The following is a 20,955-nucleotide window of genomic DNA, read 5'->3' as shown; positions in this document are numbered from 1 at the left end:
TATTTCGTCTTTTATAAAGGATGGTTAACGTTTGAGAATTTTCACAGTAGTTAACATATTGAGAGTGAAAACATGGTTAACATGAATACGTCCCGATTTTCGGCTGCGGCGCGTCTTGACAGATTGCCGATCCTCAAATTTCACCGCAAACTGTTTGGTCTGGTTGCCGGGGGAATGTTCCTTGATAACTTCGATATTTATGTTGCTGGTGCAATAATGGCGGTACTGCTGAATCAAAGTTGGAGTACCCTTGATCTGAATGCCGCTTTCGTCTCTGCCACGTTTGCTGGCATGTTGATTGGAACCATTGGTACAGGTCTTATCGCCGATAAATTCGGTCGCCGTCTGACTTTTCAATTTAATCTGGCTATTTTCGGAATCGCCTCTATTCTGTGCGCAATAGCGCCTGATATGCATTATCTCATTTTCTTTCGATTCCTTTGTGGAATCGGATTGGGGGCTGAGTTAGTTGTCGGGTATAGCACGTTAGCTGAATTCACGCCACCAGCCAGGCGTGGGCGCTGGCAGGCGCTGATGTCAATGATCTCTTCATTTGGCTTGTTGGCGTCAACATTACTTAGTTTTCTGCTAATTCCATATTTTGGCTGGAGAATTATGCTACTGTTACCGGGGATCGCCGCGATTATTTTGCTGCTAATGCGCAAAGCGATCCCTGAATCACCTCGCTGGCTGGAGTTACAGGGACGCCATGGTGAAGCGGATAAGATTGTTAGTAATATTGAACAAGAAGCCAATTCTGGCGGTATTTCTTTAACCAAACCCCATTCTATGGATGTTCGTGCGCCTGAACGCATTTTTCAGCGTAAGTTTATCCGTCCGCTGCTTCTGGGAACTATCTTGCAGGTTGTGATGTTTGCTGCGGTTTATGGTCTGGTCAGTTGGGTACCAACGTTTCTGACGAATCAGGGAATGTCGCTAAATCAATCTTTGGCCCATACGGTACTGATGGCGTGTGGTGGACCGGTTGGGGCGTTCTTCGCGCAATTGCTGGCTGACCGCCTTGGTCGGCGAAAAGCGATTATTTTTGGCTCGCTGATCGCGGCATTAATGGCGCTGCTGTTTGGTTATGCTTCAACGCAATTGATGGTGACCATCATTGGTTTCGCCACTTTTGTCGCAGTCTTTTTTCTGTTGGCTACCGTGCAAGCGGTTTATCTTCCTGAATTGTTTCCTACGGAAGTACGTATGCGTTGCAACTCTTTTTGTATTGGCATCGCTCGGATCTCATCCATTGTTACGCCTTTCATTATTGTGAGCTTGTTTGAGCAGGGAGGACTGTTGCTCGTACTTGGGGTGATTGCCGCACTATTCCTGATTCAAGCGATAGCAATGCTTTTTCTTGGCGTTGAAACTAGTCGCCGTTCAATCGATGATGTTCTGGAAGATTTGGTTGCTACTCAAAAAATGGCTACCGCCGAGGACTGCAAATAGTCATCTGGAAGAATGTAGTTAACAAATGATCTTGCTTTAAAATGCTTGTCGGCATCACTGCCGCAAGCATTTTATGACTCAAACTGAGGGTGGAAAATTATTATCAGTCAGCAAATGAGTTGAAAATTCTTCAATCAGACCTAAGGTTGTAGGCAAAATCATGCGGTGACCCAGTGAATTTCCGGGAGCCAACATTCGTACGTGGCTGTAATGAATACGCCCGTGAAGGCGAGAACCAGGGATGGGAAGCGCTATTGCCAGCGTCGATGTCACCTTGAGTATGACGGGGATACATGTATTATCTATGAAATCCTGTGCTACTAATAGCGGGTAATCTTGCTTAGGTATTAACAATAAAAACGAACATATCTTGTATCAACATGGAGCTTTGCATGAAAATGCCTATCGACGGTTTAGATAAGAAATTACTTAGAGTCATCCAGGATAATAATCGAATAACTACTGAGCAACTTGGGGAAATGGTAGGGTTATCTTCCACGGCCTGTCAGAGAAGATTAAAAAAGCTCCGTTCTGCGCACGTGATCGAAAAGGATATTTCAGTGATTGATCCTCGAGCTGTTGGTCAAACATTAATAACTCTGGTAGAAGTCTCATTAGAAAGGGAACGTGCAGATATTATTGATCGCTTTAAGTCCGCGATCAGAGCAACACCTGAAATTATGCTGGGTTTTTATGTTACTGGTGACGCCGATTTTGTATTAGTGATTACCGCGCAGGATATGGAGGATTATGAAAATTTCACCAGAAAGTTTTTCTATGGCAACCATGATATAAAAAACTTTAAAACTATGGTTGTTATCGATCGTGTCAAAACAGGGTTTACGATTCCCATTAGATAACAATTGCACTCTATATTATCATAGGCATTTATTCTTCATTTGATGTTTTTCATAATAAAATCTTATTATTCTGCATATTTTAATATTATTAAACATTGAATGCGATTTTTATCGGCAAATAAATAGGGTAAAACGCAGGAAAACTGCAAAATAATAGTGATAATGACATAAAAAGAACGCAGTAAGTATGTGACATTTTTTAGATGTTGGGGGAGGCAGGAGACTGTAATATGAAGCGCAGAACATTTTTAAAATTAATGACAGCGACGACTGTAATGACCGCATTCGCCGCGCCCGCTATAGTACGAGCACAGGATAAAAGATTTGATGGTGTGACTCTGCGGGTTAATGGCTATGGCGGTGACTATGACCGATTGATGAAGAAACTCATTGCTGAACCACTTGAAAAAAGAACGGGTCTTAAGGTGAGTTTCATGCCTGGAGCCAGTGCGACGGCGGTAACACGTGTAATAGCCACACCAGATGATCCACCATTCGATATTATTTTATGTGATAGCCCTTCAGTACCGCAGCTAATGACCTCTGATGTTATTGCCGCGACATCGCCAGGCGAAATTAAGGGTATTGAAAAAATCTTACCTAATATGCGGGAGTTTGGTGATTATGGTCTCCCGTTTTCGATTTCAGCAATGGCCCTGGCATATAATACAAAATATGTAAAGAATGCTATTACTTCTTATGCCGACCTGGCTCATAAAGAACTTAAGGGGAGGGTGGGTTTATTTAATCTGGAAAATAATGGAGGGTTATTAACCCTGATTGCGTTAGCTGAAGCCAATGGTGGTAGTCTTGATAATATGAAACCAGGGTTTGATGCATTCGCAAAAATTTTCCCAAATACTAATTCATTGACTCCTTCAACTGTCAATCTCCAGCAGCTCTTTCAGCAGGAAGAAGTTTTGGCGGGAGGTTTTTGGGATGGACGGATTAATGCGATGATTTCGTCTGGGCTGCCACTTAAAATCGTTATTCCACAGGAAGGTTTGTATGCTGGACGTTCTTATTTCTGTCCAATAAAAAATAGTAAACATCCAGAGGCAGTAGCTGCTTTTCTTGAACAAGCATTAAGTGATGAATTTGTCGGCGGCATTGCCAGCTTTTTCCGTTATGGTCCTGCAACCAATGTCCGTCTGCCATCAGACATCGCTAACACTATTTTGACTTATGGTCCAGCAGCCGGAAATATTAAAACGGTAGACTGGCACAAAGTCGCCGCTAATCGTTCACAATGGTTTTCAGAGTTTAACAGAACATTCAGGTAGTTAAGTTATCAGGAGAATATCATGCCAGCGCTTTATTTTACCGAATCTGAATATCAGACGCGGGTTGCTGCAACAAAAGTGGAAATGCAAGCCAGAGGAATTGATACGCTTTTATTATCAGATCCGGCTAATATTTTTTATTTAACGGGGTTCGATGCATGGGCTTTTTATACCCCGCTATTTGTTGTTGTCACACTCGATCTTGATCAACCCGTCTGGATCGGCAGATTCATGGATGCAGCATCCGCACAAGATACGACTTATCTGCGACAAGAGAATATCTGCACTTATCCTGACAGATTTGTGCAATCTATTGATTCACATCCCGTAGAACCAATAGTTTCTTTGTTGAAAGAAAGAGGGTTTGACAAAGGTGTTATCGGTGTTGAGATGGGAGCTTACTATTATAGCGCGCGCATTCATGCTGAGCTTGTGAAGCATCTGCCTGAGGTTGAGTTTATCGATGCAGAACTGCTTGTTAATCGTGTCAGGTTAATAAAGAGTCCCGCCGAGCAGGAGTATATGCGTCAGGCTGGTCAGATAGCGGATGCCGCGATGAGTGCGGCAGTCGCTAAAGCTGCGGCAGGAGTCAGAGAATGTGATGTGGTCGGTGAGATCTATCGTTCTCAGATACAAGGCACTTCCAGTTTTGGTGGTGTTTATACCACCAGCCCTCCACATTTTTGCGCAGCGCAACGAGTACGTACGCCACATGGTCTGTGGACTGATGCACCGTTAAATAATAATTCGCCGGTTAATATCGAAATTGCCGGTTCACGACTCCATTATCATTGCCCGATCTCGCGAACTATCTACATTGGCAAGCCGCCAAAAACGTATCTTTATCTTGCTGAGGCGGTGGTTTCCGGACTGACGGCTACCATGGAGGCCATCAAGCCAGGCCTAACCTGTGCGGACGTAGAAGGTGTCTGGCGTGGAGCAATCGCAAAATATGGCTTTGAGAAAGAGGCCCGCCTGGGTTATTCCATTGGTATTGGTTTTCCACCAACCTGGGGCGAACGTACGGCCAGTTTACGCGCGGGTGACCTAACACTGTTAAAAGCAGGTATGGCTTTTCATTGCATGTCAGGATTATGGTTGGACGCAACGGGTATTGTTATTACTCAGTCTTTTCTGGTGACAGAAAATGGCCATGAGCCATTGACGCGGTTTGCCCGACAATTGATTGTTAATCCATAGAGGGTATCTGTAAAATTTATCAACGGGCCGCTATTAATATATGAAGATAAGTTCGCAATCTACGCTGATACCTACAGGGCGAGAAAAATACTGGCTGGCTATATTGTTATGCCCAACAGTCACGTTTTTACTTGTTATGTTAATATTACCATTTACTGGCCTGGTAAAGCTCAGTCTCGTAAGTAATACATCTGATTCTGTGCATCAGGCTATAACTGGAGTATTCTTTAGTAATCTATTTTCCGATAGTTATTTTATGTCGGTAGTGTTTGAAACGTTAATAATGGGTGTGGCCGTTGCGCTAATCTGTGCCGTGATAGGATTTCCGGTCGGTTACTCCCTTGCCAGGTTACCAGTTGAAAAACGCCGTTGGAAATTAATTGCAGTTGTTCTACCGCTAACATTAAGCCTGGTTGTGGTGGTCTTTGGTTGGTTAGTTGTATTAGGTAGTTCGGGGATTATTAATAAAACTTTAATGACATTGGGTATTATTGATATTCCTCTACAGATGATATTTAATCCAGGCTCAGTGACATTTGTTCTGGTTCAACAATTCTTACCTTTTATGATTTTATCCGTCATGGGGGTTGTTTCGCAGATTGATCATGTTCTTGAGGAGGCATCGGCAAATCTTGGCGCTAACAGACTAACAACGTTTCGCCGAGTGATATTGCCTATGGCGGCACCAGGTATTGCTACTGGTATGCTGTTGGTTTTCATTCTAACGATTTCTGCATTTATTACCCCGCGCCTTATTGGTGGTAGCCGGGTGCAAATGATAGGTGCGGTGATCTACGAGAAAATTGTCGTGTTGTTCGACTGGTCATCAGGTGCGGCAATGTCAATTATGTTGTTAATTATTACTGTAATTTTTCTTATATCGCTCAATATAGTTAAAATGATGTTCGCGAGGAGATCCTGATGAATTCAAAACTGGATTTGAGTGATTATATATTAAATTACGGAGGGCTCGTGGTCCGTGGTTTTGTATATATTATGATGCTAACGCCTGCAGTCATTGTTATTGGCGCTTCTTTTACGTCAGGGACTATGCTGCAATTTCCTCCGGATGGTTTTTCGCTAAAATGGTACATGCGGGCATTAGCTGATGATCAGTTTATTGATGCAATGTGGACAAGTGCTTATCTGGCTTTTTTTGCTACTTTACTCTCTTTGCTATTGGGTTTAAGTAGTGCTTTTGTATTAGATCGTTTCAGTTTCACTGGGCGGTCTCTGTTTTCATCTCTACTACTGTCACCGGTAATTATCCCGATGGTGGTGCTGGGACTGGCTCTTTTACAGTTTTTATCCTGGCTGGGCATTAGTCAGACGTTTACGGGATTGTTGCTTGGACATGTGCTGATTATGTTGCCCTATGTTGTCAGAACATTGCTCACTGGGTTGGGGTTGTTAAACAAAACGCTTGAGGAGGCAGCGCTTAATTTGGGGACAGCTCCTTTACGGGTTATGTGCAGAGTGACCATTCCTTTGTTACGTCCCGCTATTATCGCCGCTAGCGTATTTGCTTTTGTCACCTCATTTGGCAATGTCACACTCTCAGTTTTTTTAGCAAGTTCGGATAGCGTTACGTTGCCGGTACAGATTTTTTCTTATGTCGAAAGCAGCTATGACCCAACAGTTGCGGCTGTCTCAGCTATTGTGATTGCTATTACTTTGGCGGTGATTCTAATCATTGAAAAAGTTGTTGGCGTCAGTCAGATCGTAGGGAGATAAAGGTATTGTATGAATTCAATGTCAGTAGTATCGCTTAAGAATATTCGAAAGACCTATTCAGACCATGTGGCGGTGGATAATTTTTCTCTGGACCTCAGGCAGGGCGAGATTGTATGTCTGCTGGGACCTTCTGGCTGTGGTAAAACCACCACATTGCGTATGGTTGCTGGTTTTGTAAAACCATCGGCCGGGCAGGTGTTAATTTCTGACAATGATGTGACAAATGCGCCATCTTATCGGCGTAATACAGGGATGGTTTTCCAGGCATATGGGTTATTTCCACATATGACCGTTGAGCAAAATATCGCATTCGGGCTGGATAACCAGAAAATGCGTAAAAAGGACAAGCGCCAGCGTGTGGCAGAGATGTTACAACTGGTTGAATTGCAGGCGTTAGCGCACCGCTATCCGAAAGCGCTATCAGGTGGTCAGCAGCAGCGCGTAGCACTAGCCAGAGCATTAGCCGTCCGGCCGGATGTATTATTGCTGGATGAACCTTTTTCTAATCTTGATGCCCAGTTGCGTAATCGTCTTAGGTCTGATATGCGTCAGCTTATCAAGCGAGTAAACATTACCACTTTATTTGTCACTCACGATCAGGAAGAAGCGCTTAGCGTAGCCGATCGCATTGTAGTAATGAGCAAAGGGGTGGTTGAACAGGTTGGCACACCATGGGAAATTTATGGTGCTCCTAAAACACAGTTTGTGGCGGAGTTTATTGGTTCATGCAATCTTGTCAGTGCTTATGTCGATAATTCACGTCTGCATCTTTCGACAGAAATTTCTCTGCCATTCGAGAAACCCCGGGGAAATGTTACCGCCGTGATCCGCCCGGAAACGATTAAGCTGTGTGAAGCGTCATATAGTGAAAATTGTTTTGCCGCTGAGGTACTGGAGAGCGTTTATCTGGGGCATACATATCGGCTAAAAATAAAAGTGGGTGATCTTGAATTGCTGATGAATAGCCATGTCGGCACGGAAAAAATTTATGATTCAGGAACCCGGATATTTATTGCATTCGATTCTGAACGCATTACTTTTCTGCCTGCTGCATAACTCGGCATGTTTAAGGGTAAAGTTTAATGAATAACGTAAAACAGTTTTTTTCTACTGATTATTTTACAGCCCGGCAAAAATTTCTTTCTGCAACGACAGCTACTTCATTACGATCACAGTTTACCGGTCCACAGGGACAACCGCTTTACACTGATATTAGCTATCTTGGCCCCAAAGATGCGGATAATTTAATGGTACTGGTATCTGGTACACATGGTGTAGAAGGATATTGTGGTTCGGCTGCTCAACTGGCGTTCCTGCACTCACCGTTGGCTGATTCTGCGAAAAAGTCCATTGGTATCTTGTTAATTCATGCGCTCAATCCTTATGGGTTTGCCTGGGATCGGCGAGTTACCGCGGAAGGATGCGATCTCAACCGTAATTTTCTCGATTTTACCCAGCCGATACCGGAGAACGATGAATATCGCCAGTTAGCGAATTACCTGATACCTCCGGATATTTCACCTGCAGGTTTAGCAGATGCCGAATCCCACATTAAGCGGTTTCGTCAGCAGTTTGGTGAACACGTTTTCCAGAGTGCGCGCAAACGCGGGCAATATACCCATGCGACGGGGATGTTTTATGGCGGCCGGGCTCCTTCGGAATCGAGGCAATGCCTTGAAAAGATTGTTGCTGATTATCAGATAGATGCGCGGAAACAGGTGGTCATTATTGATTACCATACTGGATTAGGTCCGTATGGTTATGGTGAATTGCAGTGTGAAACGCCTTCGGGAATGAAAGGTTATCAGCGCGCATTAAAAATTTTTGGTCCTTCGGTAACCTCGCCGGAACTGGGAACATCTTCCTCCGTTCATATAATCGGTACGCAGGATGAATTCTGGCAAAGAATACTGGGCGATCGTCATACCTATGTGTGTCTGGAATTCGGTACCTATGATCAGGAAAAAAGCCGGGAAGTGTTGCGAAATGATCACTGGTTATTTACTTATAAACCAGAAGAAGCGGATTCAGAGAGAGGGCGACTTATCCGCAGCGCGACGCGTCATCAATATTATCCTGAATTAGATGACTGGCAGGAAATGGTAATTTTTCGTTGCAATCAGATTCATGCACAGGCTGTTTCCTCTCTTTGCCTGGCGGAATAGCACTTTTAGCAGCAAAGCTCCGGATATCGGGTGGTTATGACCTCCCCGGTGCTATCATTCAACCTCTGACAGGCGTGGAGTCTGTTATACAGCGGTTTGTTACGATGTCATTCTGGCATCGACGTATTTTTGTTAGCGTTATATGAGGATACATTTTTATGTCTGATTACTGTGCAGGAACGCAGTCAGTCTGGGCCGGAGAAGAGCATCTTTTTGATGAAGGCGCAATATGTTCTCCCATTTATCACTCCGTCGCATTCGGTTACGATAATATGGATGACTGGTTTGATGTCGCTCTGGGGAAAAAAGAAGGGCACATCTATTCCCGAAACACTAACCCGACCGTGCATATTCTTGAAGAGAAAATGCGCATCCTGGATGGCGGTGAAGCGGCCACCAGTTTTTCAACCGGCATGGCGGCAATCAGCAACACTTTATTTGCCCTTCTTGCCCCTGGTGATAACGTTGTCGCTATAAAAGACACATATGGTGGCTCTAACAAACTGTTTATTGAATTTTTACCCAGACAAAATGTTAATGTCTCTCTCTGCGACACTACCGATTTTGATCTTATCGAGCGCGAGATCCGTAAGGGATGCAAGGTCGTTTATCTTGAAACGCCGACCAACCCGACCCTAAAAATTGTTGATATTAAACGGCTTGCCCGAACGGCACATGATGCCGGCGCGGTTGTCGTTGTGGATAATACATTTTCCACGCCGGTAAACCAGAAGCCGCTGTCGCTTGGCGCCGATCTGGTGGTTTACAGCGCAACAAAATTCCTTAATGGTCACTCCGATGTTATGGGCGGAATAGTGGTGGGTTCAGCTGAACTTGTTAAGCAAATCTATCATTACCGGGAAATCACCGGCGCTTCGCTTCATGCGCAGTCTGCGTATATGATCCTGCGGGGGCTGAAAACATTAGAGCTAAGAATTCAACGGCATAACGAAAACGCGATGCGTATTGCTCACTATCTTGCCGCGCATGAAAAAATAGATAAGGTATTTTATCCGGGCCTTGAAAGCCATCCGGGACATGATATTGCCAAAGAGCAGATGAAGGGCTTTGGCGGCATGTTCAGCTTTACCCTGAAAGGTGGCTTTGACAACGTTGTGATCCTGCTTGAGAACCTGAAGCTTGCGCATAAAGCGGCCAGCCTGGGCTCCGTCGGCACTCTGGTGGGCCCACCTAAAACCACCAGTCACGTTGAACTCTCCGCTGAGGAACGGCAGGCTGCCGGTATCCCGGAGAGTATGATCCGCTACTCCGCAGGTATTGAAAATGCAGAAGACCTCATTCGCGACCTTGAGCAGGCGTTAGCCCGGATCTAGTCTGAGCTATCTCCTGGTCGTTACCTCAAGTACTCAGCGCCTGTTATATTCTCACCGTAGTCCGGGAACCTCGCTGGACAAATCCGCTGCTGGCGGATTTGTCGTTATGTTACTGCCTCTCTTCGCCCGGCACGGTAACGGTCTAAAATGCGAGCAACTTCGTTTATAACACCCCCGTTCACTCGCCAGATCCCCCCTACAGTAAAATTTAGTCGTGATAGCCTGAACCGCGGCGAGATCAGCGTCATTACGCTGAAGTTCAGGAATATGCGAATCGATTTTATTGTATACAGTGTGCTGGTTATTTTTTTCGTTATGACCCTAATTCAAGGTATAAAATACCTTAATCCTGCTTATTCTATACATAAATAGGTCTGATTTTTAGCGAAAAACACAATAACATAACCTGTATTACTGGCAAACATTCAGGTTAATGATGAACACAAATGATGCTCCGATAGATGAACATTCGTTCGCTTCACGCGGTGATAACCGCGCGATAATAACTTACCTGTGGCTGACGGTAATGGTTGTGCTGTGGGGCCTGAGCTGGCCGTTGACGAAGATGGCGTTATCGATTGTTCCGCCACTTTGGCTGGCGGCTATTCGATTTGGTTCAGCAGCAGTTTGCCTGTTTTTATTCCTCGCCTTACGCGGTAAATTGCGCCTTCCGTTGAAACAAGACTGGCCGATTATCCTGAGTATGGGGGGACTACAGATGATGGCCTTCACCGGGTTAGGAATGATCGCGATGGTACATACTGATACCAGTCGGGCTGTTTTACTGGCATATACGACGCCACTGTGGGCCATATTGATGGGATGGCTGTTTTTACGGCAAGCGCCGACCAAAATTCAGCTTATAGCTTTATTGCTTGGTTTGTCCGGTATTATGCTTATTTGTTCCCCGTCCGAAATGGACTGGCAGGCTCCTGGCGTCCTTTGGGGAAGCGGGCTGTTGCTGATTGCCTCAATCTGCTGGTCTTTTGTTATTCTGCATATACGTCATCATCACTGGCGTTCAAGTCCGCTGGCGTTGGCGCCCTGGCAAATGCTGATTGCCTGTATTCCTCTGGGGGGGAGTGCATATTATTTTGAGGGAAGTCCGTTATCGATACCACTGACTTTACATTTATTCGGCTTGCTCTTTTTTATCGGCCCGATAGCCACTTCCGTCTGCTTTGTGATCTCCGCCGAGTATGGGAGAAAAATTTCACCGTTTGAAATGTCAACTTTCACTTCGGGAGTACCGCTGGTAGGCATTGTCTTTTCAATGATTTTGTTTGGCAACAGCATGTCAAATGCATTTTTTACTGGTTTAGCCCTTATTTTGTGTAGCGTTATCACGGTTGCATTACGTCCGCGGAAAAATTCTTGATAACTGTAGTGTACCAAATAATGCGAGTTGTCGGGCTAAAGTAAAACATTTGTCATGGATACAGATTTATAAACCAGACTCGTCTTTTCCGCACTGAATAACTTCAGGTGGTCACAATTTACTGACAGGAGAGAATAAGATAATCAAGAATATGTTATTGCTGACGGAAATAATCTCTCTTCTTAAGCGTAGTCATAAAATAGAGACCAGCGATAGAATGGATGAAGAAAAATACATAATGGTGCAACTAACAAACAAAGAAGGTGTGCGGTTGAACCATATTGGTGCACTACAGCTGTAAAAAATCAGGCAGGAATATGCCAGCAAATAATACACACTTCTTTCAAGCAAAACAAAGACGCTATAATATCGTCTGTTGATAATGAATGATTAAGACAGATAAATAAATCTGCTGCTCAGACCGGCTGCAGTATTATGGGCGTATACGTAAGTTACCATTTTCTATGCTTCTCCTGTTGATAAATATCAGTCAAATATACCCTCCGGGGTTAATACATTGTTTATAGTGCATAAATCGTGCGTGACGAATCGTAGTCTGCGGGCGTCATTAATGACTTGACAACATAACAATTGTATTGTTTTTATATCCAAAAATCAGGCCTGTTTTTGTTAAAAAACAGGTCATGATCGGTAAAAAAAACCTTGAAAGCTACAGTTGGAGAAAAAATTGACCGGAAAAGTAACTTTTGATGAAGTGACTCTCAAACTGCTTGAGCTTTTGCAAACAGATTCAGAAATAAGCCATGCAGAACTGGCAGAACGAGTGGGAATTTCTACATCACCATGCTGGCGGAGAGTGGCTGACCTGAAGTCTCAGGGCGTTATTAGAGGGGCCGTGGTACTGGCGGATCCATTAAAGCTGGGACTGGCGGTGAATGTTTTCGTTCATGTCACGTTAGAGCGGCAGGATAAAGATACGCTTGATATGTTTACCAATGCAATCAGCACCAAGCCTGAAGTCATGGAGTGCTACCTGATGACCGGTGAGGCCGATTTTTTATTGCGGGTAGTAATTGAGGATTTGATTAAATATCAGTCGTTTGTGATGGATTGCCTTACCCAGATACCTGGGGTGGCTAACATTCGTTCGAGCTTTGCTTTAAACCAGGTTAAATATACCACCGCGCTGCCTGTGACTCACCTACGTGATAAATGAGTCACAGAGCTGGAGCCTGGTTAACTATATTTTAGCTAGCGCCTGCTCAAGGTCGCGAATGAGGTCTTCTGCATTTTCAATACCCGCGGAGTAGCGGATCATACTCTCCGGGATACCGGCAGCCTGCCGTTCCTCAGCGGAGAGTTCAACGTGACTGGTGGTTTTAGGTGGGCCCACCAGAGTGCCGACGGAGCCCAGGCTGGCCGCTTTATGCGCAAGCTTCAGGTTCTCAAGCAGGATCACAACGTTGTCAAAGCCACCTTTCAGGGTAAAGCTGAGCATGCCGCCAAAGCCCTTCATCTGCTCTTTGGCAATATCATGTCCCGGATGGCTTTCAAGGCCCGGATAAAATACCTTATCTATTTTTTCATGCGCGGCAAGATAGTGAGCAATACGCATCGCGTTTTCGTTATGCCGTTGAATTCTTAGCTCTAATGTTTTCAGCCCCCGCAGGATCATATACGCAGACTGCGCATGAAGCGAAGCGCCGGTGATTTCCCGGTAATGATAGATTTGCTTAACAAGTTCAGCTGAACCCACCACTATTCCGCCCATAACATCGGAGTGACCATTAAGGAATTTTGTTGCGCTGTAAACCACCAGATCGGCGCCAAGCGACAGCGGCTTCTGGTTTACCGGCGTGGAAAATGTATTATCCACAACGACAACCGCGCCGGCATCATGTGCCGTTCGGGCAAGCCGTTTAATATCAACAATTTTTAGGGTCGGGTTGGTCGGCGTTTCAAGATAAACGACCTTGCATCCCTTACGGATCTCGCGCTCGATAAGATCAAAATCGGTAGTGTCGCAGAGAGAGACATTAACATTTTGTCTGGGTAAAAATTCAATAAACAGTTTGTTAGAGCCACCATATGTGTCTTTTATAGCGACAACGTTATCACCAGGGGCAAGAAGGGCAAATAAAGTGTTGCTGATTGCCGCCATGCCGGTTGAAAAACTGGTGGCCGCTTCACCGCCATCCAGGATGCGCATTTTTTCTTCAAGAATATGCACGGTCGGGTTAGTGTTTCTGGAATAGATGTGCCCTTCTTTTTTCCCCAGAGCGACATCAAACCAGTCATCCATATTATCGTAACCGAATGCGACGGAGTGATAAATGGGAGAACATATTGCGCCTTCATCAAAAAGATGCTCTTCTCCGGCCCAGACTGACTGCGTTCCTGAACTATACTCAGACATATATATCTCCAGCTTGAATCTCAATAAAATATAACAATCAGTCATATCATCGGTGTTTAAAAAATAAAGTCAAGGGGTGAAAAGGAGAACATTTATTAAACATTAGCACTATTTTGGTGCGTTATGTGGGTGTTTGTGCACCAAATAAATGCATTTATTTTTTGTGCCTATAGACTCTCTTTGCAATAAAGCTGATGAGTAATGCAAGGTGGAACCAGAGAAATCAATAGGTATTCCCCTCGGGCTATCATATTTGGTATACGTGCTTAAAAGAGACAGGGGTTGGCACAGTAAATGCATTATGACCACTGTTGATACCGTGAAAATAATTTCTAATTAAAAACTTTACTTCGAACGGAGATAGCATGAAAAAAAAACATATTGCCTTAGCGCTTTTGGCTTACATGACGACATGCAGTGTTTACGCGGAACTTCCTAAAACTTTGCGGATAGGGTCGGATCCAACCTATGCACCATTTTCCACCAAAAATAACAAGGGTCAGTTAGTCGGTTTTGATATCGATCTGGGTAACGAAATTTGTAAGCGAATCAACATTAAATGTACGTGGATTGCTTCAGATTTTGACTCTCTGATCCCGTCATTAAAAGCGAAAAAAATTGACGCAATTATCTCTTCCCTGTCTATTACTGAAAAACGGGAAAAAGAGATAGACTTTTCCGATAAGTTATATGCTGCGGATTCCAGGCTGATTGCCAAAAAGGGTTCGCCAATTACACCTGATCTGGCAACCCTGAAAGGTAAACATATTGGTGTTCAGCAAGGTTCAATTCAGGAAACCTATGCGGATGCTGAATGGCGGCCTAACGGTGTAGATATCGTGTCATATCCGGGGCAGGATCAGATCTATTCGGACCTTGAAGCTGGTCGTTTGGATGCGACGTTTCAGGATGAAGTTGCCGGCGGGGTCGGTTTCCTGAAGCAGCCAGCGGGTAAAGATTTTTCGTTCGCTGGTCCAACTGTACGTAGTATCAAATATTTTGGTGTGGGAACGGGCATCGGTCTCAGAAAGGGGAATGACGAACTCAAAGCTGCATTTAATAAAGCAATCGGCGATATGCGGAAAGATGGAACATATGACAAATTAGCAAAAAAATATTTCGATTTTAACATATACGGTGAGTGACAATTAAATGCCTGTTAAATGTTTTAACAGGCTAATTGTTTATAAAACAGGGTGTTTGATATGTTATATGGCTTTTCATCCGTGATTTTTCATGGTGTGTTAGTGTCTCTTGAACTTGCAATAGCGTCAGTTGTGATTGCTGTAATTATTGGATTGGTTGGCGCTGCTGCAAAGTTGTCTGGCCATAAATTTCTGCATGTTTTCGCGAATTCATATACTACCGTCATCCGAGGCGTACCTGACCTGGTGCTTATGCTGCTCATATTTTATGGGCTACAAATATCGTTAAATAGTGTTATGGAGGTGATGGGGTTTTCTGATATACAAATCGATCCAATGATCGCCGGTATCTTAACTCTTGGTTTTATATATGGAGCTTATTTTACCGAAACATTCAGAGGTGCGTATTTATCGGTACCCTATGGAATGTTAGAAGCGGCACAGGCTTATGGCTTCTCTACGATGAAAACGTTTCGCCGTATTCTTTTCCCGGCGATGATGCGATTTGCACTTCCTGGTATTGGTAATAACTGGCAGGTGATTCTTAAGGCTACCGCACTGGTTTCTCTGTTGGGGTTGGAGGATGTGGTAAAGGCGACGCAACTGGCAGGTAAAAGTACATGGCAACCCTTTTACTTTGCGCTTGTTTGTGGCGCATTTTATCTCCTTTTTACGACGGTATCGAACGGCGTGCTTTACTATCTTGAAAGACACTATAGCGCTGGTGTCAAGAGTGCTGAATTATGACTGAGATTATTTCGGAGTATTGGAAGTCGCTTTTATGGACCGATGGTTATCAGATCACTGGTGTAGCAATGACCCTGTGGTTATTGATTTCTTCGGTGATTATTGGTGGGGTATTGGCAATATTTTTGGCAATAGGACGGGTATCGAAGAATAAATTTATTGCAATGCCGATCTGGTTTTTTACTTATGTCTTTCGTGGCACTCCGCTGTATGTTCAGTTACTTGTGTTCTATACTGGTTTTTATACTCTGGGGTTTGTTAAAGAAAACGCAATATTAAGTGATTTTTTTCGTAGCGGATTAAATTGTTGTGTGCTTGCATTTGCATTAAACACGTGCGCATATACGACAGAAATATTTGCTGGCGCTATTCGCGCTGTGCCGTATGGCGATATAGAAGCGGCTAAGGCCTATGGTTTTAGTCGGGTGAAAATGTATGTTCGTATTATATTGCCAGCCGCTTTCAGAATTGCATTACCAGCATACAGTAATGAAGTGATTCTTATGTTACATTCTACTGCCCTGGCATTCACAGCCACTGTTCCTGATTTATTAAAAATAACCCGGGATATTAATGCCCAAACATATCAACCTTTTTTAGCATTTGGCATTGCTGCTGTTTTATATCTATGTATTTCTTATGTATTAATTACTCTATTCAAAAAAACAGAAAAGAAACTTCTTTGTCATATTAAAGGGGCGTGATTTTATGACTGGTATAAATGATGATATTAAACTTAAAGTTATTGAATTACATAAGACATACGGAGATCATCAGGTTTTAAAAGGCGTTTCTCTTGAGGCCAAAGCCGGTGATGTCATTAGTATCATTGGGTCTTCGGGCTCAGGTAAAAGCACTTTCTTACGCTGTATTAATTTTCTTGAAAAACCAAGTGAAGGAAGTATTTTTATTAATAATAAAAATATCTCTTTGGTCAGAGATAAAGATGGCCAGCTTAAAGTTGCTGATAAAAAACAACTACAGACGCTGAGAACTAAGTTAACGATGGTATTTCAGCATTTTAATTTATGGGGGCACATGACAATAATAGAAAATGTCATGGAAGCGCCTGTACATGTTCTGGGATTATCGAAAGAAAATGCGAGAGAACGAGCGCTTTATTATTTAGCCAAAGTTGGTATAGATGAACGGGCACAAAATAAATATCCTGCTCATCTTTCTGGCGGTCAACAACAGAGGGTATCCATTGCCAGAGCTCTGGCAATGGAACCTGATGTTTTGTTATTTGATGAACCGACCTCGGCCCTTGACCCTGAACTGGTTGGTGAGGTGTTAAAAATTATGCAAAGCCTTGCAGAAGAAGGGAAAACGATGGTGGTCGTGACGCATGAAATGGGATTTGCAAGACATATCTCTAACCATGTGATTTTTCTGCATCAGGGGAAAATAGAGGAACAGGGCCCTCCTGAGCAACTATTTAATGCACCCAAAAGTCAAAGGTTGCAACAATTCTTAAGTGGGGCATTAAAATAACCATAGATGAGTACAGCTAAATGTGCCGTATTTCGGCGATTAATCGAAAATACAGAATGCACATTATGAACCTGGCTATACCCTATAACTCCGGATAATTTTATTCGGAGTTATATTTTTAGACGGGAGAACATCAAATTGAATTCCGTCTGATTGCGTAAAAGGGGATCAATCGATATAAATGTCACTGGAATTTGTGAGCAATTTGAAAATATTCTGTTCGGTGAGTTCTTTTTTTGTAAAAAGATGCTCTGATGTGTGTATTGTATGCTGATTATGAACGTGAAGCCATTTGTAAAAAAAATTCGATACTGAGATTAAGAAATCGGTTTCCCTTTGTATCTGAATTTCCACTTCAATCATGTCATTTACGCTTTTCTCGTCACCTGAGTAACTTTTTTTAAAAATTCTTCTGGCAGAAATGAGATTCTGATTATCAATTTCGAGTAGGATCGGCAGCACGTAGTTTGAGGTTTGTGTCGACGTCGTCAGTTTTATGTAAGATGGCACATTCATGATATTCTCCCGGTATGTTTTTTGCATTGTTAAGTCAATGGTTTCTACATGGGAACGTATGTGAGTCAGCTTGTTTCATATGTTTCATACTCGTCGTACTTCAAGTTGCATGTGTGTTGGCTGTGCTTATTTACCCCAACGACATCGCTATCGATACTTCTGGATATTTACTTTTTTACCGCCTGATTCGGCCTTTAGCCTCACGCCTTCGGAGCCAGCGCAAGCGCTGTTCAAAACGATTATCCGTTTTGTCATGCTATTTGAATTATTTAGAGTCTATATATTGCAGCGATAATCTACGCTGCAATACCAATTTATCAGTAAGAATATCAATTGCAATGTTTTTCTGTGCCGATTCCCATATGATTATTATCATGAAGTATACCGGCTATACTTCATGTTACAGGTGTGTTAGCTGCCGTGCGAAGGGCGAAAGTACTTACCATACGCATACGTCTTTGGCGGCTTCCTGGCGTGATCGCCGGGCGATTTGAGACACATCGGTCGGTTTGCCTGAGCGTGCTTTTACATCGGTTCCGTTGATTTTTGCTTGCCTCCGGAACCTGGTTACCCCCCCTATTTATATGTTTTTGATATATGTGAGTGATTTTTTTTATTTGTCGGGAATAAGATTGCTTTGTATCAATAGAGTTAACGACAGCGATCACGATGGGGTTGAATGTGAATTTCCAGCAATTACGTATCATACGCGAATCCGTACGGTGCAATTTTAATCTGACAGAGGTTGCGAATACGCTATACACCTCGCAGTCAGGCGTCAGCCGCCATATACGCGAGCTGGAAGATGAACTGGGCATTGAGATTTTCGTTCGCCGGGGGAAACGTTTACTGGGGATGACCGATCCCGGTAAAGAACTATTGATTATGGCGGAACGTATTCTTAATGACGCTAGCCATATACGTCGACTGGCCAACGTATTCAGTAACAACGACAGCGGGCAACTGGTGATTGCGACCACGCATACGCAGGCGCGTTATAGTCTGCCGTCCGTTATTAAGGCGTTCCGTGAACTCTATCCCAAGGTTCGTCTGGCGCTTAACCAGGGCTCGCCGGATGAAATTGTCGCCATGCTGGAAACCGGCGAGGCGGATATCGGTATTGCGACTGAAAAGCTACGGAATGCAGATTCCCTGACCGCCTTTCCTTATTATCACTGGCACCATGCGATCCTTGTCCCCGAAGGGCACGCGCTGGAACAGGAACCTCTCATCACGCTGGATAAGCTCAATGCCTGTCCCTTAATCACCTATCGACAAGGTATCACCGGGCGTTCCCGTATTGACCGGGCGTTCACTGCCGTGGGGCTTATGCCGCAAATCTCTATCAGCGCGCAGGATTCGGATGTAATCAAAACCTATGTGGAGCAGGGGCTGGGCGTAGGTATCGTGGCGGATATGTCGTATGATCCGGCGCGCGATCGCGGCCTGGTTAAGTTAAACGCTGAACATCTTTTCGAAGCGAATACCGTCTGGGTGGGGCTAAAACGCGGTCAGTTACAGCGTAACTATACCTGGAAGTTTATCCAGTTATGCAACCCGGAACTGACGCTGGAAGAGATTAAGACGCAGATCTTCGCGGAAAATCCGCACAGCGTTATTGACTATCAAATATGATTTTCTACTGACCTCCGTGAAAAGCGTGGCGGCTTGCGCCACGCAATTGTGGAGGATTATCGCGCCGTTTTTACGGCCCGCGCCCGGGAAAACACTTCGCTGGGGGAGGGGGTCAGGATTCGATCGAGCACTTGCGCCTCCAGTTCTGCCAGCCTTGCAGAACCGCGACGACGCGGGCGAGGCAAGTCTATCGTCACATCGAGACCGACTTTACCCTCTTCTATTAGCAGCACCCGATCGGCCATCGTGACCGCTTCGGCAACATCATGCGTCACCAGCAATACGGTGAATCCCTGCTCTTGCCATAACGATTCAATGAGACTCTGCATTTCGATACGGGTCAGCGCGTCCAGCGCGCCTAACGGTTCGTCGAGTAGCAGCAGGCCGGGATTATGGATCAACGCACGGGCTAGCGCGACTCTCTGTTTCTGGCCGCCTGATAGCGCGGCGGGCCACTCACCCGCACGAGATGCCAGTCCAACCGCCGACAACACCTGGCGCGCCGGGCTGTGCCAGTCGCCTTTTAATCCGAGCCCGACATTATCCATTACCCGTTTCCAGGGCAGTAAGCGGTCATCCTGAAACATCAGGCGAATATCCTGGCGCGCGTTTTCGAGCGACGAGGCGCCAGCCCGTAGCGCGCCGCTGGAAACGGACTCTAATCCGGCCAGCAGGCGTAACAGCGTGCTCTTGCCACAGCCGCTGCGGCCAACCACGGCGACAAACTGACCGGCGGGAATGTGTAATTGCAGTGCGTCAAGAATGACGCGTTCGCCGTAATATTTGCTCACGTTATTGAGATGCAGGGGGAGACCGCTGTTCAGGCGGGCAGGAGAAGGCGAATCGGAATGTATCATGCCGGTTCCTCCGAAGGTTGATAAGCAGGATGCCAGCGTAGCCAGACGCGCTCCAGAAGTTGCGCCACGGTGTCCGCCAGCTTGCCCAGCAGGGCGTAAAGGATGATGGCGACCACCACCACATCGGTTTGCAGGAACTCACGGGCGTTCATCGCCAGGTAGCCAATACCGGCGTTGGCTGAGATAGTTTCCGCAACGATTAATGTCAGCCACATCAGCCCCAAAGAAAAACGGACCCCGACCATAATCGACGGCAGCGCGCCGGGAAGTATCACCTGCCAGAAGAGACTAAATCCCGAAAGCCCGTAGCTGCGGGCCATCTCTAACAGACCGCGGTCGAGGTTACGGATGCCGTGAAACGTATTCAGATAGACCGGAAACAGGCTACCCAGCGCCACCAGGAAGATTTTGGCGCTTTCATCAATCCCGAACCACAGAATCACCAGCGGGATCAGCGCCAGATGAGGAACGTTACGCAGCATTTGCACCGAGGTGTCGAGCACGCGTTCGCCGATGCGTGACAGGCCCGTCATCAATCCCAGCCCCAGACCGATGGATCCGCCGATGGCAAAACCGGTCAACGCACGCCAGGTGCTGATGGAGAGGTTTTGCCACAGCTCGCCGTCAACCGTGAGCCGCCAGAACGTTGCAGCGACGGCATCAGGAGCAGGGAGAATACGGGTTGACAACCAGCCAGCCTGCGATGCGATTTGCCACAGGGCAATTAGCGTTAGCGGCAGTAGCCAGGGGATCAGCCGGTGCAGTATCTTCTTCATCA

The 20,955-nt window shown here is 45.1% G+C and carries 19 protein-coding genes; 16 read left to right on the top strand and 3 right to left on the bottom strand.

All coding sequences use genetic code 11. The features are described from left to right. Window positions 1–72: 72 nt before the first annotated feature. The 11 genes from FN037_RS10685 (at window position 73) to FN037_RS10635 (ending at window position 12,583) form a co-directional block, all read left to right on the top strand. The gene (locus tag FN037_RS10685) at window positions 73–1,452 is read left to right on the top strand and encodes an MFS transporter (RefSeq protein WP_221887623.1); all 1,380 of its coding nucleotides are present in this window, start codon (window positions 73–75) and stop codon (window positions 1,450–1,452) included. Window positions 1,453–1,844: 392 nt separating this feature from the next. Further along, window positions 1,845–2,312 (top strand): Lrp/AsnC family transcriptional regulator, encoded by a 468-nt coding sequence (locus tag FN037_RS10680; RefSeq protein WP_221887622.1) that lies wholly within the window; start codon window positions 1,845–1,847, stop codon window positions 2,310–2,312. Between the two features lie 230 nt (window positions 2,313–2,542). Next, window positions 2,543–3,595 (top strand): PotD/PotF family extracellular solute-binding protein, encoded by a 1,053-nt coding sequence (locus FN037_RS10675; protein ID WP_185929249.1) that lies wholly within the window; start codon window positions 2,543–2,545, stop codon window positions 3,593–3,595. 21 nt (window positions 3,596–3,616) lie between these two features. Next, on the top strand, window positions 3,617–4,795 hold the full coding sequence (locus tag FN037_RS10670; protein WP_142502188.1) for a M24 family metallopeptidase: 1,179 nt from the start codon (window positions 3,617–3,619) through the stop codon (window positions 4,793–4,795). Between the two features lie 40 nt (window positions 4,796–4,835). Next, window positions 4,836–5,717, top strand: coding sequence for an ABC transporter permease (locus tag FN037_RS10665; RefSeq protein ID WP_142502187.1), 882 nt, complete (start codon window positions 4,836–4,838; stop codon window positions 5,715–5,717). Continuing rightward, a complete protein-coding gene (locus FN037_RS10660; protein WP_142502186.1) occupies window positions 5,717–6,529 on the top strand; it encodes an ABC transporter permease in 813 nt (270 codons plus the stop codon). The genes FN037_RS10665 and FN037_RS10660 overlap by 1 nt, the downstream gene beginning before the upstream one ends. A 9-nt stretch (window positions 6,530–6,538) precedes the next feature. Next, the gene (locus FN037_RS10655) at window positions 6,539–7,585 is read left to right on the top strand and encodes an ABC transporter ATP-binding protein (RefSeq protein ID WP_142502185.1); all 1,047 of its coding nucleotides are present in this window, start codon (window positions 6,539–6,541) and stop codon (window positions 7,583–7,585) included. 26 nt (window positions 7,586–7,611) lie between these two features. Next, the gene (locus tag FN037_RS10650) at window positions 7,612–8,694 is read left to right on the top strand and encodes a DUF2817 domain-containing protein (RefSeq protein ID WP_142502184.1); all 1,083 of its coding nucleotides are present in this window, start codon (window positions 7,612–7,614) and stop codon (window positions 8,692–8,694) included. Window positions 8,695–8,852: 158 nt separating this feature from the next. Continuing rightward, entirely contained in the window at window positions 8,853–10,028 is a 1,176-nt protein-coding gene (locus tag FN037_RS10645) for a cystathionine gamma-synthase family protein (protein ID WP_142502183.1), read from the top strand. Window positions 10,029–10,461: 433 nt separating this feature from the next. Then, on the top strand, window positions 10,462–11,406 hold the full coding sequence (locus FN037_RS10640) for a DMT family transporter (protein ID WP_142502182.1): 945 nt from the start codon (window positions 10,462–10,464) through the stop codon (window positions 11,404–11,406). Between the two features lie 688 nt (window positions 11,407–12,094). Next, window positions 12,095–12,583, top strand: coding sequence for an Lrp/AsnC family transcriptional regulator (locus tag FN037_RS10635; protein ID WP_142502181.1), 489 nt, complete (start codon window positions 12,095–12,097; stop codon window positions 12,581–12,583). Between the two features lie 24 nt (window positions 12,584–12,607). Here FN037_RS10635 and FN037_RS10630 read toward each other — a convergent pair whose 3' ends face one another. Next, complete coding sequence (locus FN037_RS10630) at window positions 12,608–13,783, bottom strand: cystathionine gamma-synthase family protein (RefSeq protein ID WP_142502180.1); 1,176 nt, start codon at window positions 13,781–13,783, stop codon at window positions 12,608–12,610. A 365-nt stretch (window positions 13,784–14,148) separates the two neighbouring features. Here FN037_RS10630 and argT point away from each other — a divergent pair, with 365 nt between their 5' ends. The 5 genes from argT (at window position 14,149) to cbl (ending at window position 19,320) form a co-directional block, all read left to right on the top strand. Further along, on the top strand, window positions 14,149–14,928 hold the full coding sequence (gene argT, locus FN037_RS10625; protein WP_142502179.1) for a lysine/arginine/ornithine ABC transporter substrate-binding protein ArgT: 780 nt from the start codon (window positions 14,149–14,151) through the stop codon (window positions 14,926–14,928). Window positions 14,929–14,988: 60 nt separating this feature from the next. Then, window positions 14,989–15,675: a histidine ABC transporter permease HisQ gene (hisQ, locus tag FN037_RS10620; RefSeq protein WP_142502178.1), complete on the top strand. Its 687-nt coding sequence runs from the start codon at window positions 14,989–14,991 to the stop codon at window positions 15,673–15,675. Next, window positions 15,672–16,379: an ABC transporter permease gene (locus tag FN037_RS10615; RefSeq protein WP_142502177.1), complete on the top strand. Its 708-nt coding sequence runs from the start codon at window positions 15,672–15,674 to the stop codon at window positions 16,377–16,379. The genes hisQ and FN037_RS10615 overlap by 4 nt, the downstream gene beginning before the upstream one ends. Window positions 16,380–16,383: 4 nt before the next feature. Then, window positions 16,384–17,169: a histidine ABC transporter ATP-binding protein HisP gene (gene hisP / locus FN037_RS10610; protein ID WP_142502176.1), complete on the top strand. Its 786-nt coding sequence runs from the start codon at window positions 16,384–16,386 to the stop codon at window positions 17,167–17,169. A 1,197-nt stretch (window positions 17,170–18,366) separates the two neighbouring features. Then, on the top strand, window positions 18,367–19,320 hold the full coding sequence (gene cbl, locus FN037_RS10600; RefSeq protein WP_138361735.1) for an HTH-type transcriptional regulator Cbl: 954 nt from the start codon (window positions 18,367–18,369) through the stop codon (window positions 19,318–19,320). A 56-nt stretch (window positions 19,321–19,376) separates the two neighbouring features. Here cbl and ssuB read toward each other — a convergent pair whose 3' ends face one another. Together ssuB and ssuC are read right to left on the bottom strand one after the other, a co-directional pair. Continuing rightward, window positions 19,377–20,177: an aliphatic sulfonates ABC transporter ATP-binding protein gene (gene ssuB / locus FN037_RS10595; RefSeq protein ID WP_142502174.1), complete on the bottom strand. Its 801-nt coding sequence runs from the start codon at window positions 20,175–20,177 to the stop codon at window positions 19,377–19,379. Next, entirely contained in the window at window positions 20,174–20,953 is a 780-nt protein-coding gene (ssuC, locus tag FN037_RS10590; RefSeq protein WP_138361737.1) for an aliphatic sulfonate ABC transporter permease SsuC, read from the bottom strand. The genes ssuB and ssuC overlap by 4 nt, the downstream gene beginning before the upstream one ends. Between the last annotated feature and the right edge of the window lie 2 nt (window positions 20,954–20,955).

Source organism: Klebsiella sp. 2680 (assembly GCF_900198535.1).
Classification (GTDB): domain Bacteria; phylum Pseudomonadota; class Gammaproteobacteria; order Enterobacterales; family Enterobacteriaceae; genus Klebsiella; species Klebsiella indica.
Note: the sequence above shows the minus strand (reverse complement) of the source record. Positions and strands in the feature narration are given on the sequence as shown.

Bases quoted from the DNA above. Each gene is read 5' to 3' on its own strand.
- FN037_RS10685 (WP_221887623.1), top strand. From the start codon at position 73: ATGGTTAACATGAATACGTCCCGATTTTCGGCTGCGGCGCGTCTTGAC.
- FN037_RS10680 (WP_221887622.1), top strand. From the start codon at position 1,845: ATGAAAATGCCTATCGACGGTTTAGATAAGAAATTACTTAGAGTCATC.
- FN037_RS10675 (WP_185929249.1), top strand. From the start codon at position 2,543: ATGAAGCGCAGAACATTTTTAAAATTAATGACAGCGACGACTGTAATG.
- FN037_RS10670 (WP_142502188.1), top strand. From the start codon at position 3,617: ATGCCAGCGCTTTATTTTACCGAATCTGAATATCAGACGCGGGTTGCT.
- FN037_RS10665 (WP_142502187.1), top strand. From the start codon at position 4,836: ATGAAGATAAGTTCGCAATCTACGCTGATACCTACAGGGCGAGAAAAA.
- FN037_RS10660 (WP_142502186.1), top strand. From the start codon at position 5,717: ATGAATTCAAAACTGGATTTGAGTGATTATATATTAAATTACGGAGGG.
- FN037_RS10655 (WP_142502185.1), top strand. From the start codon at position 6,539: ATGAATTCAATGTCAGTAGTATCGCTTAAGAATATTCGAAAGACCTAT.
- FN037_RS10650 (WP_142502184.1), top strand. From the start codon at position 7,612: ATGAATAACGTAAAACAGTTTTTTTCTACTGATTATTTTACAGCCCGG.
- FN037_RS10645 (WP_142502183.1), top strand. From the start codon at position 8,853: ATGTCTGATTACTGTGCAGGAACGCAGTCAGTCTGGGCCGGAGAAGAG.
- FN037_RS10640 (WP_142502182.1), top strand. From the start codon at position 10,462: ATGATGAACACAAATGATGCTCCGATAGATGAACATTCGTTCGCTTCA.
- FN037_RS10630 (WP_142502180.1), bottom strand. From the start codon at position 13,783: ATGTCTGAGTATAGTTCAGGAACGCAGTCAGTCTGGGCCGGAGAAGAG.
- argT (WP_142502179.1), top strand. From the start codon at position 14,149: ATGAAAAAAAAACATATTGCCTTAGCGCTTTTGGCTTACATGACGACA.
- hisQ (WP_142502178.1), top strand. From the start codon at position 14,989: ATGTTATATGGCTTTTCATCCGTGATTTTTCATGGTGTGTTAGTGTCT.
- FN037_RS10615 (WP_142502177.1), top strand. From the start codon at position 15,672: ATGACTGAGATTATTTCGGAGTATTGGAAGTCGCTTTTATGGACCGAT.
- hisP (WP_142502176.1), top strand. From the start codon at position 16,384: ATGACTGGTATAAATGATGATATTAAACTTAAAGTTATTGAATTACAT.
- ssuB (WP_142502174.1), bottom strand. From the start codon at position 20,177: ATGATACATTCCGATTCGCCTTCTCCTGCCCGCCTGAACAGCGGTCTC.
- ssuC (WP_138361737.1), bottom strand. From the start codon at position 20,953: ATGAAGAAGATACTGCACCGGCTGATCCCCTGGCTACTGCCGCTAACG.